The sequence below is a fragment of the Jannaschia seohaensis genome, from assembly GCF_900116765.1.
Classification (GTDB): Bacteria; Pseudomonadota; Alphaproteobacteria; order Rhodobacterales; family Rhodobacteraceae; genus Jannaschia; species Jannaschia seohaensis.
In genome coordinates, this window is the sequence record NZ_UETC01000003.1 from 352,804 (window position 1) to 367,789 (window position 14,986).

The window sequence follows — 14,986 nt, forward strand, 5'->3', positions numbered from 1 at the left end:
GTGGGCGTTCCACCGCGAACCTATGGCCGTGGCCGGGGGGCTTCAAGCAATCGCCGATGCGGCCCTGTCGCGTCAGTCGGTGTTGACCGGTCAGATCGGGGAGGATTACTCCGTTAACGATGCGACACGAACCCATCCTCGTGGCTCTGGCCGATCCGACGCGACGGGCGATCCTCGACCGCTTGCGGGAGGGGCCGACCGCTGTTGGCGCCATCGCAGAACGGTTGCCGGTCTCGCGTCCGGCGGTGTCGCAACATCTCAAGCACATGGCGGCGGCGGGCCTGGTGACGATGACGCCATCCGGCCGTCGGAACCTCTATTCTCTCGCTCCCGGCGGCGCCTTGCCGCTGGTCGATTGGCTGGGCGGCCTGACAGAACTCGCGGCGCCCTTCGCCTCGTCCGAGGCGGGCGCGGGGCTGACGCGGGCTGTGTCCTTGCGGCTCAGTCCGGACGAGGCATGGCACCTGTTCTGCGAGGATCTCGCGCTGTGGTGGCCGGTCGCGACCGTCTCGGTTTCGGGGCGGACGGAAGGGGCCTTGCCGCAAGCCGTAGTGCTGGACGCGCGGGCGGGCGGTGTCTGGCGCGAGGTCTTGTTCGACGGGACCGAGGCGGTCTGGGCCGAGGTTCGAGAGGCGGACGGAACCCGGCTGGTGCTGGATTGGCGCTTGGGCACGCCCGACGGCTCGACCGTCGTGATCGGCTTCGCGGAGGAGCCGGGTGGCACCCGCGTGACGCTGACCCACGACACCGACGCCGCCGATCTGGCCGAGATGTGGGACCACGTTCTGGTCGAGCGTTTCGCCGCCGCCGCGGCGTCCAGCCTGTCTAACTTCTAGCGCTGCCAGAGGTTTTCGCGGCGGAGCCGATTGCGGATGGCCTGTTCCCGCTTGGGCAGGTTCTCCCGGTCGAACAGCGCACGCGCGCGCTCGCCCTTGCCCTGGTAGAGAAATCGCAGGAACGGCTCGTGCCGTTTCAGGACTTTCTTGATCCGGTTCGGGGCCGTGGCGCTCTGGAGGCTCTCAATCACGTGGTCCGGTGCCGTGGCGTAGAGGAGCGGCATGTATCTGTAGTGAAACGAATGGCTTCCGTCGAAAACGTCAGTCGCGACTCCGCCGCCTTTCCCCGGCCGCCCGCCGCCGAGTTCGTGGATCGCCAGAGGCAGTGCGGCCTGATCGAGCCAGGGGTCGAGCTCCTGCGCGACGGCGCTTGGGGGAGGGTCGTCGCGGATCATCAGGGCGGCGTCGAGGAAGGCGGCGTGAAACGCCCGTGGATCGGCCCCGAAGAACCAGCCCGCATTGAAGTAGAGATAACGACGCCAATGGTTGACGGGCCAATCTCGATCTTCCGTGTCCTCCAGGCGCCCGCCTCGACGGATGTGAAGGTCGCGCCATATCTCTCTGAGATCAGGGCCATAAATATCCACGCGCGGCCAGGTGTTCTCGCGCTTCATGCTGGCCGAGGGGCGGGCGAAATCGATCTCAAGTTCGGCCAGTTCCCCGGTGATCACCGTGTCCGTATCGAAGAAGAGGAACGGCCCGGCCGGGAGAGCGGCCAGCGCCTCGATCTTGTTGCCATGCGGATAGGCGGCACCGAAATGTCTGTTTTCAAACGGAATGAACTCCGCGCCCAGCTCTTCGAGCAGCGACCGCTGGGGGCCGGTCGGGATGCGCGGGTCTTCGGGCCAGAGGGGGCCGGTCGGTTCGGCTACGATGAGGCGCCCGGAGAAGCGCGGCGAGCCGTGGCGGAGGGTGGCTGCGAAAAGGGCCGCCTCGTGCTGGAGGCGGCCCTTTTGGCCTATTATCAGGATGTTGAAGCTCAATCCAACTCGGCGAGGCTGTCCAGCGCGGTCTGAAGCGCGGCCCGCTCGCCTTGCCGCGCGCTGAGATTGGCGCGGGCTTCCTCGACCACCTCCGGCGGGGCTGAGGCGGCGAAGTTCGGGTTATTGACGCGGCCTTGCAACCCTTGGATTTCCTTGTCCAACTTGGCCGCCGACTTGGTCAGGCGCGCCATCTCGGCGGCCACGTCGATGACGTCGCCCAAGGGCAGGGCGAACCGGTCGGTGCCCACAGTCACGGCGAGCGATCCCTTGGGGGCGTCGCCTTCGGTGAGACCTTCGATCCGGGCCATCGCCTGAATCAGCGGCGCATTGTTTTCAAATGCTTGCGCCGCGTCTTTTGACCATTCGACCGCGATGACGGGAATGCGCGCCGAGGCCGGCACGTTCATCTGAGCGCGGGCGGAGCGGACGGCCTCGATGAAGGCGATGACCCAGCGGATTTCGGTTTCCGCAGCGGGATCAACGGCTTCGGAGGTGAGGGTCTCGGGCCAGTGGCCGTGGACGAGCATCCCGTCATGGCTGGTGACGCGCCAGAGTTCCTCGGTGATGAAGGGCATGAACGGATGCAGCATGGTCATGCACCGCTCCAGAACCCAGGCCATGGTGCGCTGCGTTTCCGCTTTTGCATCAAGGTCTTCGCACTGGAGGAGAGGCTTGGAGAACTCGACATACCAGTCGCAGACGACGTTCCAGACGAACCGGTAGAGCGCGTGCGCGGCCTCGTCGAAGCGATAGGCGTCGAGGGCGGCGTCGACCTCTTCCCGGGTGCGGGCGGTCTCTCCGACGATCCAGCGATTGACCGTCTGGGTGAGGGAATCCGGCGTCGTGATCTCGGTCGTGACATCGGTCATGACGTCGAGCACGCCATTCATCTCGGCGAAGCGGACCGCGTTCCAGAGCTTGGTGCCGAAATTGCGGTAGCCCTTGATGCGGTCCGCCGATAGCTTCAGGTCGCGGCCCATGGCGGCCATGGCGGCGAGGGTGAAGCGGACGGCGTCGGCGCCATACTCGTCGATGAGGTCGAGCGGATCGAGCACGTTGCCGAGCGATTTCGACATCTTCTTGCCCTTCTCGTCCCGGACGAGCGCGTGCACGTAAACGTCTTTGAAAGGAATACGTGCTTCAAGGGGGAGGTCCTTGGGCAACACGGAGGTCTGCATCATCATCATCCGGGCGACCCAGAAGAAGAGGATGTCGAAGCCGGTAATCAGGACGGAGGTCGGGAAGTATTTGCGCAGCTCTTCCGTATCGTCCGGCCAGCCCAACGTGCCGAGCGGCCAGAGTCCGGAAGAGAACCATGTGTCGAGAACGTCGGGGTCGCGGAAGGCCGGGATCGTCTGCGGGCCCTGCGCCTGACGGATCATGCCCTCGGTGCGCGTGTCGAGCCCCGCAAGATCGTCACCGATGATGTCGAGCGCCTCGGCCTCGGTGTCGACGAAGCGGATATCGGCGTCCTCGCCGTGGATGAGGCGCAGATGGCGCAGCGCCTCGGCCTCGTTGGGGGCGCAGACGGGCAGCCAGTCGGCATCGCCGTCGGGATCCAGCGTGTACCAGACCGGAATCCGGTGGCCCCACCAGAGTTGCCGGGAGATGCACCACGGCTCGATGTTGCGGAGCCAGTGGAAATAGACCTTCTTGTCCGCCTCCGGGAGGATGCGGACGATGCCGTCCTCGACCGCCGAGATCGCCTCGCCGACGATCTTGTCGGTGTCGACGAACCACTGGTCGGTCAGCATCGGTTCGATGGCGACCTTCGAGCGGTCGCCATGGGGCTGCATGATCGGCTTGGGCTCGACCAGCGGGACGAGAGCCTCGGGCTCGGTGCGGGGTTCGCCGCCTTCCTCCGGGGCGGTGGGTTTTGCCACCTTGCCCAGACGGGGGTCGGTCGCCGGGACCATGACGGCGAGGCCCTCTTCGGTGATCTCCTCGACGACCTTCTTGCGGGCCTCGAAGCGGTCCAGGCCGCGCAGGTGGTCGGGGACGAGGTTGACGGCATCGGCGTCGGCCTCGGTGAGCGTACGCTCGCCCTTGGCGACCTGCATCGCGATGGCGGCCGCTTCGGCATAGGGCGCGCCGTCGGCGCGCATCGCGGCCTGGCTGTCCATCAGGCGGTAGAGGGGGATGTTCCCGCGCTTGGCGACCTCGTAGTCGTTGAAGTCATGGGCGCCGGTTATCTTGACCGCGCCGGAGCCGAAATTCGGGTCGGGGTATTCGTCGGCGATGATCGGGATCAGGCGGCGGTGTTCCTTGGGCCCGACGGGGATCTCGCAGAGCTGGCCGACGATCGGCGCGTAACGCGCGTCGTCCGGGTGCACGGCGACGGCGCCGTCGCCCAGCATCGTCTCGGGCCGGGTGGTCGCGATGGAAATGTAGTCGCGGGTCTCGCGGAAGAGTTCGTTGCCGTCCTCGTCGCGCTCGACATACTCGTAGGTCGCTCCACCGGCGAGCGGGTACTTGAAATGCCACATGAAACCGGGGGTCTCGATGTTCTCGACCTCCAGGTCGGAGATCGCCGTCTCGAATTTCGGATCCCAGTTCACGAGGCGCTTGCCGCGATAGATCAGGCCTTGTTCGTACATCTCCACGAAGACCTTGATGACGGCGTCGTGGAAGTTCTGCTCCGTCGGGTCCGGATCGCCGGGGGCGCCGCCCATGGTGAAGGCCTCGCGCTCCCAGTCGCAGGAGGCGCCGAGGCGCTGAAGCTGGCCGATAATGGTGCCGCGGGACTTGGCCTTCTGCTGCCAGACGCGGTCGAGGAAGGCCGCGCGGCCCATCTCCTGGCGGGTGGGCTCTCCGTTGGCGGCCATGTCGCGCTCGGTCACCATCTGGGTGGCGATGCCGGCATGGTCGGTGCCCGGCTGCCAGAGCGTGTCGAAGCCGCGCATCCGGTGCCAGCGGACGAGGATGTCCTGCAAGGTGTTGTTGAACGCGTGGCCCATATGCAGCGAGCCGGTGACGTTGGGCGGGGGAATCACGATCGAGAAGGTTTCGGGGCGCGAGGCGTTCGCGCCCGCTCGGAAATAGCCGCCGTCGATCCATGCGCGGCTAATGCGGGCCTCTGCTTCGGCGGCGTCGAAGGTCTTTTCCATGGGTCTCGGGGCTCCGGTCCGTGTCGGATTGGGGCTTAACGCGGTGCCCGGGCGAGGGGAAGGGTGGTGGACAGCGCGCGTGGCGCCGCTATCGTCCGCGCGAGACGAATTCGGAGAGCCCCCATGGACAAGTTTGGCCTGAGCCAGCCCAATCGCCGCACCGAGGACCCGCGCCTGCTGACCGGCGGCGGGGCCTATGTCGACGATCTCGCGCCCGAGGGGGCGCTGCATGCTTACATGCTGCGCTCGACGGTGGCGCATGGCGAGATCAAGGAGTTGGACGTCTCTGACGCCGAAGAGATGCCCGGCGTGAAGATGGTGCTGACCGCCGACCGGCTGGACGGACTCGACGCGACGCTGGGCACCACGCCGGCGAAGAGCCCGGTGGATGGGCGGCGTGGGGTCACGCCCGAGCGGCCCTTGCTGGCCAAGGGGCGGGTGCGCTTCGTCGGCGAAGGCATCGCGATGGTGATCGCCGAGACCCTGGCGCAGGCGCGCGACGCGGCCGAGGCGATCATGGTCGATATCGATGAGCTGCCGGTGAAGGTGGACGTGGCCCCCGGCGGGCCCGCGCTCTATGACGAGGCGCCCGACAACGTGGCCTATGTCTGGAAGATGGGCGACGAGGCCAAGGTCGAGGCGGCGCTGGCCGGGGCCGCGCATCGCGTCACCCTTGAGGTCGAGGACAACCGCATCATGGTCGCCTCGCTGGAGCCGCGGGGTTGCTTCGCCGAGGGGATCGAGGACGGGCGTCTGCATGTCTGCGTGAACGGGCAGGGCGTCTGGGGCATGAAGGGCGATCTGGCCCGCGTGCTGGGGATGCCGAAAGAGGCGATCCGCGTGACGAACCCGGATGTGGGCGGCGGGTTCGGGATGAAGGCGATGGCCTATCCCGAGACCTTCCTGGTGGCTCATGCCTGCCGCGACCTCGGCCAGCCCGTGCGCTGGATGGGCGACCGCACCGAATCGATGCTCTCGGACAATGCCGGCCGCGACCTGACGCAGACCGCCGAGATGGGCTTCGACGCCGATTACAAGCTGATCGCCTACCGCACCACCAACGTCGCCAATATGGGCGCCTACAATTCCGGCTTTGCCCAGAACATCCAGTCGGACCTGTTCTCCAAGGTGATGATGGGGGTCTATGACGTGCAGGATGCCTGCATGACCTCGACCGGCGTCTTCACCAACACCACCCAGGTCGATGCCTATCGCGGGGCCGGGCGGCCCGAGGCGATCTTCGTGCTGGAGCGGGCGATGGACTACGCCGCGAAAGAGCTTGGGGTCGATCCGTTCGAGCTGCGCCGCAAGTCCTTCATCCCGGAGGACAAGTTCCCCTATGTCTCGGCCACCGGCGAGACCTACGACGTGGGCGATTTCCACAAGGTGCTGACCCGCGCCATGAAGGAGGGCGATGTCGCGGGCTTTGACGCGCGGCGCGCCGAGAGCGCGGCGCAGGGCAAGCTGCGGGGCTTGGGCGTCTGCTATTATATCGAATCCATCCTCGGGAACCCGGAGGAGAGCGCCGAGATCGAGTTCGGCGCCGATGGCCGCGTCTCGCTCTATGTCGGCACGCAGTCCAACGGGCAGGGCCATGACACGGTCTACAAGCAGTTCCTGGCGACCGATCTCGGCATCTCCGAGGACATGATCGACGTGGTTCAGGGCGACAGCGACCGGATCGCCACGGGGGGCGGCACCGGCGGATCGCGCTCGGTCACGACGCAGGGCACCGCGAACCGGGCCACCGCCGCGAAGGTCGTCGAGAAGTTCACCCCCTTCGTCGCCGAGACACTGGATGTGGATGAGGTCGAGTTCGAGGAAGGGCAGTTCCGCTCGCCCGGCTCGAACGTGGTCATGACCGTGCTGGAGGCCGCCGCCGCCGCCCGCGAGGCGGGGCGCGAAGACCTGCTCAAGACGCGCGAGACGACCAAGCTGCCGGGCCGGTCCTACCCGAATGGTTGCCATCTCTGCGAGGTGGAGATCGACCGCGACACCGGGAACCTGGAGGTGGTGAAATATACGGTGGTGGACGATTTCGGCAATCTAATGAACCCGATGCTGGCCGAGGGCCAGGTCCATGGCGGGGTCGTGCAGGGCATCGGCCAGGCCGTGTCCGAACGGGTCGTCTATGACGAGGACGGACAGCTCTTGACCGCGTCCTTCATGGATTATGGGATGCCGCGCGCCGAGGGCCTGCCCTTCATTGCCTTCTACTCCGAGCCGGTGCCCTCGACGGCCAACGTGCTCGGCATGAAGGGCTGCGGCGAGGCCGGGACCGTGGGCGCGATGGCGGCCGTGGCCAATGCGGCGCTCGATGCGATGTGGCCGCTGGGCCTGCGCAAGGTCGACATGCCGTTCACGCCGTCCCGCGTCTGGGCCTACTTGCAGGAGGCGGACGCAGCGATTGCCGCAGAGTAATCGCCTCACCCAGTTCTGGCGCCGCGTCTTCGGCGGCGCCGACGGGCCGGCGGAACTTCCGGTCGAGGCGCCGCAGGCCCATGTGGTGCTGCTGGACGGGACGCTCTCGTCGCTGGAGGAGGGGCAGGAGACCAGCGTCGGCCTGACCTTCAAGCTGCTCCGCGATGACGGGCATGATTGCCTCTATTACGAGCCGGGGATGGAATGGGAGGGGCTACGCGGCTTGCCCGGTCTGATCTCCGGCTATGGCATCAACAAGCAGATCCGCCGCGCCTACATGTTCCTCGCGCATCGCTACCGGCCGGGGGACAAGGTGTTCCTGGTCGGCTATTCGCGCGGGGCCTATGCGGTGCGGGCGCTGGCGGGGATGATCGATAAGGTGGGTCTGTTGCGCGACGCGACCCTGACCCATGACCGCACGCGGGAGGCTTGGTCGTATTATTGCGACGATGCGGACGGCCCTGCGGCGCGGGCGTTTCAGGAAGAACTCTGCCACGCCAAGGTCTCCATCACGGCGGTCGGGGTTTACGACACCGTGAGCGCGGTCGGGGTGAAGTGGCCGGTGATCTGGCGTCTGCTGCCAGAGGTGCATGCCTTTCACTCCCATCGCCTGGGGCCGACGACGGAGAACGGATTTCAGGCGCTGGCGTTGCACGAGACCCGCCGCGCCTATGCGCCCGACCGGTGGGAGACGCGGCCGGGCGACCCCAACCGCGTCGAGCAGGTCTGGTTCAAGGGCGGCCACGGCGATGTGGGCGGGCATCTGTCGGGCTATCTCTGGGCGCGGCCGCAGGCCAATGTCTCGGCTGTCTGGATGCTGGAGCGCCTGCAGGCGGTCGGGCTGGAATTGCCGGGGGACTGGCGGGCGCGCTTCCCTGCCGACGAGACCGCCCGGCCGGTCGGATCCTGGCGGGGCTTTGGGATCTTCTTTCTGTGGCGGGAGCGGCGGGAGGTCGGGCTGGATCCGAGCGAGGCGCTCCACCCGAGCGCAGAGGGCGACTGGGCGGACGGGGCGGTGCCGCTCTGGTCCGCCGAGGCCGTCCGCTAAAGCGTTTCGCCTTTACCCTGCGTTAGCAGCGAAAGGCGAAACGCGTGTACCGCTCGACCGGAGCACCGCGCTTCAGCCCAGCGGCCGGATGCGCAGCTGGGTGATGCGGTGCGCCTCGCGCGCGGCGACCTCGAAGCGGAAGCCGTGGAAGCTGAAGACCTGGCCCTTGGTCGGGATCGCTTGCGCCTCGTGGATGACGAGGCCCGCGACGGTGTTCGCCTCGTCGTCGGGCAGGCCCCAATCGGTCGCGCGGTTGAGGTCGCGGATCGTCATCGCGCCGTCGATCAGATAGCTGCCATCGGCGTCGGGCGTCAGGATCGGATCGTCGGGCTGGTCGAACTCGTCGGTGATCTCGCCGACGATTTCCTCCAGGATGTCTTCGAGCGTGATCAGGCCCTGCAGGGCGCCGTATTCGTCCACCACAAGGGCGAAATGCGTGTGGCGCTTGAGGAATTCGCGCATCTGGTCGTCGAGCGTCGTCGTCTCGGGGACGAAATAGGGCTCCATCATCGCCTCGCGCACGTCGAACTTGGCGATGGCCTCGACCCCGCCGCCTTCGCCGCGCACGAGGCGGTCGATGGTGCGCAGCATGTCCTTGGAATGGATCAGGCCGATGATGTTCTCGGGCTCGCCCTCATAGACCGGAAGGCGGGTGTGGCGCGAGGCGAGGCACTGGTCGAGGATCTCGGCAGGAGCCGCGTCCACATCGACCATCTCGATGCCGGAGCGGTGGAGCATGATCTCTTCTACGAAGCGGTCGCCCAAATCGAGCGCGCCCAGCAGGCGGTCGCGGTCCTCCTTCTGGACGCCGCCCTCGGTGTGGCCCTGGGTGATGACGCCCACGATCTCGTCGCGGGCCGACATGATCGCCGCATCCGCGTCGATATCGACGCCGAAGACGCGCAGCACCGCCCGAACCAGCGCCCGCACGACCGAGACGATGGGCGCGAAGGCGCGCACCACCAGCGCGATCACGGGCGCCACGCGGGAAGCGGCCGCTTCGGGGTTCGAGATCGCGTAGGTCTTGGGCATGACCTCTGCGAAGATCAGCACGAGCGCGGTCATCACCAGCGTCGCGATGGCCACGCCACCCTCGCCGAAGAGCGCGGTGAAGAGCGCGGTGGCCAGCGAGGCCGCGAGGATGTTGACGATGTTGTTGCCTAGCAGGACGGAGCCGATCAGGCGCTCGCTATCATCGGTCACGGCGAGGGCCCGTCTGGCCCCCAGATTTCCCTTGTCCGCCTGGGAGCGGAGCTTGCCGCGCGACGCGGCCGTGAGCGCCGTCTCCGAGCCGGAGAAAAAGGCGGAGAGGGCGAGCAGGAAGAGGATGGCTGCGGCCGTCCCCCAGATCGCCCCGCTTGTCATCGTTTGCATGGCGGGTTCCATGGAGCGCGTTATGGGGAGCGGGCGCGCCCGGTTCAAGCGGGGTTAGGGGGGCTCTGCCCCCCGTCGCCATGGGCGACTCCCCCCGAGGTATTTTGAGCAAGATGAGAAAGCTAGGGTTTCGCGAGCGGATGGTGGGTCAGAACCAGCTCCTGCAAGCGGGATTCCAGCACGTGGGTGTAGATCTCGGTGGTCGAGATGTCGGCATGGCCGAGCATCGCCTGGATCGCCCGCAGATCCGCCCCGCCCGACAGAAGATGCGTGGCGAAGGCGTGGCGCAGGACATGCGGCGAGATGGCCCCGGGGTCGAGGCCGGCATGGGCCGCCAGCGTCTTGATTCGCGTGTGAAACCAGATCCGCGTCAGATGCCCCGCTTTGCCCCGGGACGGAAAGAGCGCCGGGGAGGCGGGGGTGCCGCGCTCCGCGCGCTTCTTCGCCTCGTCGGCGTCGCGATGGGCGAGCCAGGCGGTCAGGGCGGCGCGGGCCGGGGGCGAGAGGGGCACGAGCCGTTCCCTGCCGCCCTTGCCGCGCACCAGCAGCATCCGGGGATCGCCCCGCGCCGACGCGACCGGCAGGGAGACGAGTTCGGTCACGCGCATGCCCGTGGCATAGAGCAGCTGCATCAGGCAGGTGTCGCGCAGGCGCTCGGCTTCGGTGGCGCCCATGGTTTCGGCGGCGGCGAGCAGGGCGTCGACCGCTTCGGGGCTGATCGTCTTGGGCAGGGATTTCCGCTTGGACGGGCCGCTGATGCGGATCGCCGGATCGTCCGCGCGCAGGCCCTCTTCGTGGGCGAAGCGGTAGAACCCCCGGATCGCGGCGAGGCGGCGCGCGCGGGTGGAGGCGGCGAGGCCCTGGGCCTCGCAGGACACGAGATAGGCTTCGATATCGGCGCGGCGGGCCGTCTCGGGCGACAGGGCACGGGCCGCGAGATGGGCTGCATAGTCCTCCAGGTCGCGGCGATAGGCGAGAAGAGAGTTGAGCGCGGCGCCGCGCTCGGCGGCCTGCGCCTCCAGGAAGCGGTCGATCCAGGCGGTCATGTCAGCAGCAGTTGCAGGGCGGTGCGGCGGGCCGTTTCCTCCAGGCCGGCGGCCCGGAGCAGGGCCAGGGCGTCGGCGATGCCCTGCGGGTCGGAGCGCGCGCCGTCGGCCAGCAAAAGCCCCGCTTCGAGCAGGGCCTCGCCCAGCCGGTCATCGGCCGCGAGCCGCAACAGACGATCCGGCGGCGGGTTGGTGAAGCCGTCGCGGATGGCCTGCTCAAGACCCGTCCGGGGCGGGACCAGATCGGGCGCGCCCCGGGCGATGGCGGCGGCGAAGCTGCCGGGATGGGTCTCTCCCGTGCTCTCATAATCATCGGAGAGCAGGCCGATCCGCGCGGCATGGGCCTGCGCATGGGGCGGCAAGCGCATCCGGGCGAGCGGGTCGGCATAGAGCTCGGCAAAGGGCACCAGAAGGCCGCTTTCCTCCATGCGGGCAATGGCTTCAGGCAGCGCGTCGGCGACCGCGTCGGGCCGCCCCGCCAGCAGGGCTGCATCGAGGGCCTGGATCGCGGCCGCCCGGTCCCACACCCCGCCGGACGCGGCGGGCCGCCGCTCCGTATAGAGCGAGAGCAGCCGATTGGGGGCGAGCGCTTGGATGCGGGCCAGACGCTCCGCCGCCTCGATCTGGGCTTTCCAGCCGGAGGTCGGGCGCAGATCGGCCACCGCGAAGGCCAGGGGCAGGGCGCGGGTATCCGGCGTCTCGCCGATCCCATCGAGCAGGCGGAACGCCAGCGGCGTCATCGGGCGCGGCGGGATCGGCGGCGGCAGGCCTTCGAAGAGGTCCGGGTCGAGGAAATGCGCCAACAGCTCGTCCTCGGCCGGGGTGATGCGGCCCAGGGCGCGGCCGGTCTCCAGTGTCAGCGCGGCGGCGGGCCAGTCTCCGGTGCGCGAGAGGCAGAAGATGCGCGCGGGCAGGGTCGGCGCCACCGAGGGGTTCGCCGTCATCGCATCGCAGGCTCGGGCGTCGAAGCCGGTCAGCAGCGAGGTATCGAACCAGCGCCGGAACGCCTGCCGGTCAGTCGCGCCCGCCCGCTCCAGCAGGGCCTGGGCCTGATCGAGCGCGCCGAAGCGGAGCAGCGTGTCGATGCGCGCGAAGAACAGCGCATCGGGGTCGGCGGCGGCGCGGGGCGGGTTCAGCTCGGCCAGGAGCAGCGTGAGCAGCAGATCCTGCATCGCCGGAAGGGCGTCCGCCGGCTGGCGCGCTAGCAGATCGGCCAGCCGCGCCGGATCGCTGCCGGCGACGGCATCGGCCGGCAGGCCGCTGCGCGCGGGGCTGATCAGCCCCACGGCGTCGCGGCGGGTGGTGCCCAGCGGCTGCGTCGTGATCGTCGTCTCGGTGGGCGCGGTGACCGGAGGCTCGCCGATGGTCGGGTCGGGGAGCTGCTCCACCGTCCGCTCGTCCACGATCCGCCCGTCAGGCGGAATCCGCGACGCGATCGAGTCGCTGAGCCATGGGATCACCGATTGCGGCGGCTCCTGCGCCACCGCCGGCAGCCCCATCAGGATGAGCAGGAGGCTAGCCCGCATCGATCTCGATGGTCTCGGTCACAGGGGCTTCCTCGGGCTCCAACAGATAGGAGTAGCCGAACAGGCCGATGGCTCCGAGCACGGCCAGGATCAGGAGGTATTTGATCAGTCGAAACATGGGCCGTCCGTGCGTCTTGGTCCGTGACAGTCTGTCCGCCGGAGATAGCGATGGCAATCCGGGGCGCAACCGTCCATTCAAAGGGCATGACGGATGTGGGCGAGAGGCAGCAGGCTGGAACGGGTCTGACCGTGCCGGTCGTATTGGTGGGAATGCCGGGATGCGGCAAGACGTCGGTCGGGATGGCCCTGGCCGAACGGCTTGGCGTGCCGTTCCGCGACACGGACGAAGCCCTGGTGGCGGCGGCGCGCATGTCCATCGCCGAGATCTTCGCGCGCGATGGTGAGGCGTTTTTCCGCGCACGCGAGAGCGAAGTGCTGCGCCGCCTGCTGGAGCAGGGGCCCGGCGTGCTGTCCACCGGCGGCGGGGCCTTTCTGCGCGCAGAGAATCGGGACGCGATCGCGGCGCACGGGCTGTCGGTCTGGCTGCGCGCGTCCGAGCCCTTGCTCTGGTCGCGGGTGCGCAACCGCAATTCGCGGCCCTTGCTGCGCACGGACAATCCGCGCCGGACGCTGAACGAACTGATGGCCGCGCGGGAGCCCTTCTATGCCAAGGCCGCGCTGGCGGTCGATGCGGCGCCGGAGTATTCCATCGCCGACATGGCGGCGCGGGTCGAAGACGCGCTGCGCAAGGCGGGTGTGGTGCAATGATCGAAACGGTGCATGTGCCGCTCGGGGCGCGGGCCTATGACGTGCTCGTGGGGCCTGGCCTGCTCGCCCAGGCAGAGACTCGGATCGCGCCGCTTCTGTCGCGGCCCCGGGTCTTCGTGGTGACTGAGTCGCGGGTCGCGGCGCTGCATTTGGACGCGTTTCGCACGGGGCTCGGCGGCATCTCGGCCGAGGTTCTGGTCCTCCCGCCTGGGGAGGGGACGAAGGATTGGGCCAACCTGACCCGCGTGGTGGAGTGGCTGCTCGATGGCCGCTGCGAACGGGGCGACGTTGTCGTGGCCCTGGGCGGCGGGGTGATCGGCGATCTCGTGGGATTCGCGGCGGCGATCCTGCGGCGAGGGGTGCGCTTCGTTCAGGTGCCGACGACGCTTCTGGCGCAGGTCGATTCGTCGGTCGGCGGCAAGACCGGGATCAACACGCGGCACGGCAAGAATCTGGTCGGCGCGTTCCATCAGCCCAGCCTGGTTCTGGCCGACGTGGAGGTGCTGGAGACGCTGACGCCGCGCGATTTCCTGGCGGGCTATGGAGAGGTCGCGAAATACGGGCTGCTCGGCGACGAACGGTTCTTCGCTTGGCTCGAACAGAACGGGCCGCGTCTGGCCAGCGATGTGGGCCTACGGGTCGAGGCGGTGCGGCGGTCGGTCCAGATGAAGGCCGATATCGTCGTGCGCGACGAGACGGAGCGCGGGGATCGGGCGCTGCTGAACCTCGGGCACACGTTCTGCCACGCGCTGGAGGCGGCGACGGGCTATTCCGACCGGCTGCTCCATGGCGAGGGCGTCGCCGTGGGCTGCGCTCTGGCCTTCGACCTCTCGGCGCGGCTGGATCTGTGCTCGCAGGAGGCGCCGAGTCGGGTGCGCGGGCATCTCCAGGAGATGGGAATGTTGCGAGATCTGAGCGACATCCCGGGGGAGTTGCCCGGGCCGGAAGCGCTGCTGGATCTGATGGGGCAGGACAAGAAGGTCGTGGCGGGCCGGCTGCGTTTCATTCTCGCGCGGGGAATAGGCGATGCCTTCGTGACCGATGCGGTGCCGCGCGCGGCGGTGATCGACGTGCTCGAACGGTCGGCCAAGAGCTTTCGTTGAAAGCTCTTCAGACGACGCGGCGGATCGACTCTCGGTTGCAGAACACCACGATCTGACCGCCATTCTTCACCGCCGTCCATCCGCGGCGGCGGATCGCGGCCAGGAAAACCTGCCGCGTCACCATCGCCTCGATATCTCGGAGCGAGCGGCGCACGGTCGCGCCGCCTTGGCGGAGAACACGGCGTTGAGCCAATGCGCCTGGCGTTTGGAGAGCAAGGGATCCATGCGCCCGTTATCGCGCATTGGGGTTAACGATCGGCTAATGCCTGGAGCCGCCGCAGCACCGCGACCCGGATCGCGGAGGCGAGACCGGCGGAGACCCCGCGTTCCCGGTCGATCCGGGCGGCGAGGGCGTTGACGGACAGGCCCTCCTCCCGGGCCATGTCGACGAAGGCGACCCAGAACGCGTCCTCCAGAGACACGCTCGTGCGGTGGCCGTCGAGCGTCAGGGAGCGTTTTCGGGGGCGGGCGTCGCTCATTCCAGGCGATGCCCGTCGAGGTCGCGCCGCGCCTTTTCCGCCGTGGTCTTTTCGAGCTCCCGCGCGGCTTTGCTGCGCCCGTGGCGCGCGGCATTGGCGTCGGCCTGCGCGGCCTTTTCGGCGCGGGCGCGCTGCTTACGGGCTTGGCGGAGATTGACGACCTTGGACATGCGGGAACTTTAGGGGCGTCCGGCGCGCGCGGCTAGGTAGTGCCTGCGTGTCTCGGCGATCCAGCCCGGACCAGAGCCACCGCGCTCAAAAAGCCTGCACTGGCTGGCGGAACGGCCGGCCCGGA

Annotated in this window: 14 protein-coding genes; 5 read left to right on the forward strand and 9 right to left on the reverse strand. The window is 68.3% G+C overall.

What is annotated here, in order from left to right:
• Positions 1-119: 119 nt before the first annotated feature.
• A complete protein-coding gene (locus tag DTQ71_RS09600; protein WP_109564076.1) occupies positions 120-836 on the forward strand; it encodes an ArsR/SmtB family transcription factor in 717 nt (238 codons plus the stop codon).
• Here DTQ71_RS09600 and DTQ71_RS09605 read toward each other — a convergent pair.
• Together DTQ71_RS09605 and DTQ71_RS09610 are read right to left on the reverse strand one after the other, a co-directional pair.
• A complete protein-coding gene (locus DTQ71_RS09605; RefSeq protein ID WP_109564077.1) occupies positions 833-1,819 on the reverse strand; it encodes a hypothetical protein in 987 nt (328 codons plus the stop codon). The genes DTQ71_RS09600 and DTQ71_RS09605 overlap by 4 nt on opposite strands.
• On the reverse strand, positions 1,816-4,926 hold the full coding sequence (locus DTQ71_RS09610) for a valine--tRNA ligase (protein ID WP_109564078.1): 3,111 nt from the start codon (positions 4,924-4,926) through the stop codon (positions 1,816-1,818). The genes DTQ71_RS09605 and DTQ71_RS09610 overlap by 4 nt, the downstream gene beginning before the upstream one ends.
• A 123-nt stretch (positions 4,927-5,049) precedes the next feature.
• Between DTQ71_RS09610 and DTQ71_RS09615 the strand changes: the two genes are divergently transcribed.
• Both DTQ71_RS09615 and DTQ71_RS09620 read left to right on the forward strand, forming a co-directional pair.
• Complete coding sequence (locus DTQ71_RS09615) at positions 5,050-7,347, forward strand: xanthine dehydrogenase family protein molybdopterin-binding subunit (protein ID WP_109564079.1); 2,298 nt, start codon at positions 5,050-5,052, stop codon at positions 7,345-7,347.
• Entirely contained in the window at positions 7,334-8,395 is a 1,062-nt protein-coding gene (locus tag DTQ71_RS09620) for a DUF2235 domain-containing protein (RefSeq protein WP_170125384.1), read from the forward strand. Before DTQ71_RS09615 ends, DTQ71_RS09620 begins: the two co-directional genes overlap by 14 nt.
• Positions 8,396-8,467: 72 nt before the next feature.
• Here the strand turns inward: DTQ71_RS09620 and DTQ71_RS09625 are convergent, their stop codons facing one another.
• The 4 genes from DTQ71_RS09625 to DTQ71_RS24600 all read right to left on the reverse strand — a co-directional run bounded on the left by DTQ71_RS09625 (position 8,468) and on the right by DTQ71_RS24600 (position 12,459).
• Positions 8,468-9,769, reverse strand: coding sequence for an HlyC/CorC family transporter (locus DTQ71_RS09625; protein WP_407066399.1), 1,302 nt, complete (start codon positions 9,767-9,769; stop codon positions 8,468-8,470).
• A 122-nt stretch (positions 9,770-9,891) separates the two neighbouring features.
• On the reverse strand, positions 9,892-10,815 hold the full coding sequence (locus DTQ71_RS09630) for a site-specific tyrosine recombinase XerD (protein ID WP_109564082.1): 924 nt from the start codon (positions 10,813-10,815) through the stop codon (positions 9,892-9,894).
• Positions 10,812-12,341: a hypothetical protein gene (locus DTQ71_RS09635; protein ID WP_109564083.1), complete on the reverse strand. Its 1,530-nt coding sequence runs from the start codon at positions 12,339-12,341 to the stop codon at positions 10,812-10,814. Before DTQ71_RS09635 ends, DTQ71_RS09630 begins: the two co-directional genes overlap by 4 nt.
• Positions 12,331-12,459, reverse strand: coding sequence for a hypothetical protein (locus tag DTQ71_RS24600; RefSeq protein ID WP_281271233.1), 129 nt, complete (start codon positions 12,457-12,459; stop codon positions 12,331-12,333). Before DTQ71_RS24600 ends, DTQ71_RS09635 begins: the two co-directional genes overlap by 11 nt.
• A gap of 86 nt (positions 12,460-12,545) precedes the next feature.
• On the opposite strand from DTQ71_RS24600, the gene DTQ71_RS09640 reads away from it, so the two are divergent.
• Positions 12,546-13,109, forward strand: a complete 564-nt coding sequence (locus DTQ71_RS09640; protein WP_245947402.1) for a shikimate kinase — start codon at positions 12,546-12,548, stop codon at positions 13,107-13,109.
• Positions 13,106-14,212 (forward strand): 3-dehydroquinate synthase, encoded by a 1,107-nt coding sequence (gene aroB / locus DTQ71_RS09645; protein ID WP_109564085.1) that lies wholly within the window; start codon positions 13,106-13,108, stop codon positions 14,210-14,212. The genes DTQ71_RS09640 and aroB overlap by 4 nt, the downstream gene beginning before the upstream one ends.
• Before the next feature lie 7 nt (positions 14,213-14,219).
• Here aroB and DTQ71_RS09650 read toward each other — a convergent pair whose 3' ends face one another.
• From DTQ71_RS09650 to DTQ71_RS09660, 3 genes are all read right to left on the reverse strand, one after another.
• Positions 14,220-14,366 carry a hypothetical protein gene (locus DTQ71_RS09650; protein WP_245947373.1) on the reverse strand — a complete coding sequence of 49 codons (147 nt, stop codon included), beginning with the start codon at positions 14,364-14,366 and terminating at the stop codon, positions 14,220-14,222.
• A gap of 94 nt (positions 14,367-14,460) precedes the next feature.
• The gene (locus DTQ71_RS09655; RefSeq protein ID WP_109564086.1) at positions 14,461-14,691 is read right to left on the reverse strand and encodes a ribbon-helix-helix domain-containing protein; all 231 of its coding nucleotides are present in this window, start codon (positions 14,689-14,691) and stop codon (positions 14,461-14,463) included.
• A complete protein-coding gene (locus tag DTQ71_RS09660) occupies positions 14,688-14,861 on the reverse strand; it encodes a DUF4169 family protein (protein WP_109564087.1) in 174 nt (57 codons plus the stop codon). The genes DTQ71_RS09655 and DTQ71_RS09660 overlap by 4 nt, the downstream gene beginning before the upstream one ends.
• Positions 14,862-14,986 lie beyond the last annotated feature (125 nt).

Bases quoted from the DNA above. Each gene is read 5' to 3' on its own strand.
- DTQ71_RS09600 (WP_109564076.1), top strand. From the start codon at position 120: ATGCGACACGAACCCATCCTCGTGGCTCTGGCCGATCCGACGCGACGG.
- DTQ71_RS09610 (WP_109564078.1), bottom strand. From the start codon at position 4,926: ATGGAAAAGACCTTCGACGCCGCCGAAGCAGAGGCCCGCATTAGCCGC.
- DTQ71_RS09615 (WP_109564079.1), top strand. From the start codon at position 5,050: ATGGACAAGTTTGGCCTGAGCCAGCCCAATCGCCGCACCGAGGACCCG.
- DTQ71_RS09625 (WP_407066399.1), bottom strand. From the start codon at position 9,769: ATGCAAACGATGACAAGCGGGGCGATCTGGGGGACGGCCGCAGCCATC.
- DTQ71_RS09630 (WP_109564082.1), bottom strand. From the start codon at position 10,815: ATGACCGCCTGGATCGACCGCTTCCTGGAGGCGCAGGCCGCCGAGCGC.
- DTQ71_RS09635 (WP_109564083.1), bottom strand. From the start codon at position 12,341: ATGCGGGCTAGCCTCCTGCTCATCCTGATGGGGCTGCCGGCGGTGGCG.
- DTQ71_RS24600 (WP_281271233.1), bottom strand. From the start codon at position 12,459: ATGTTTCGACTGATCAAATACCTCCTGATCCTGGCCGTGCTCGGAGCC.
- DTQ71_RS09640 (WP_245947402.1), top strand. From the start codon at position 12,546: ATGACGGATGTGGGCGAGAGGCAGCAGGCTGGAACGGGTCTGACCGTG.
- aroB (WP_109564085.1), top strand. From the start codon at position 13,106: ATGATCGAAACGGTGCATGTGCCGCTCGGGGCGCGGGCCTATGACGTG.
- DTQ71_RS09655 (WP_109564086.1), bottom strand. From the start codon at position 14,691: ATGAGCGACGCCCGCCCCCGAAAACGCTCCCTGACGCTCGACGGCCAC.
- DTQ71_RS09660 (WP_109564087.1), bottom strand. From the start codon at position 14,861: ATGTCCAAGGTCGTCAATCTCCGCCAAGCCCGTAAGCAGCGCGCCCGC.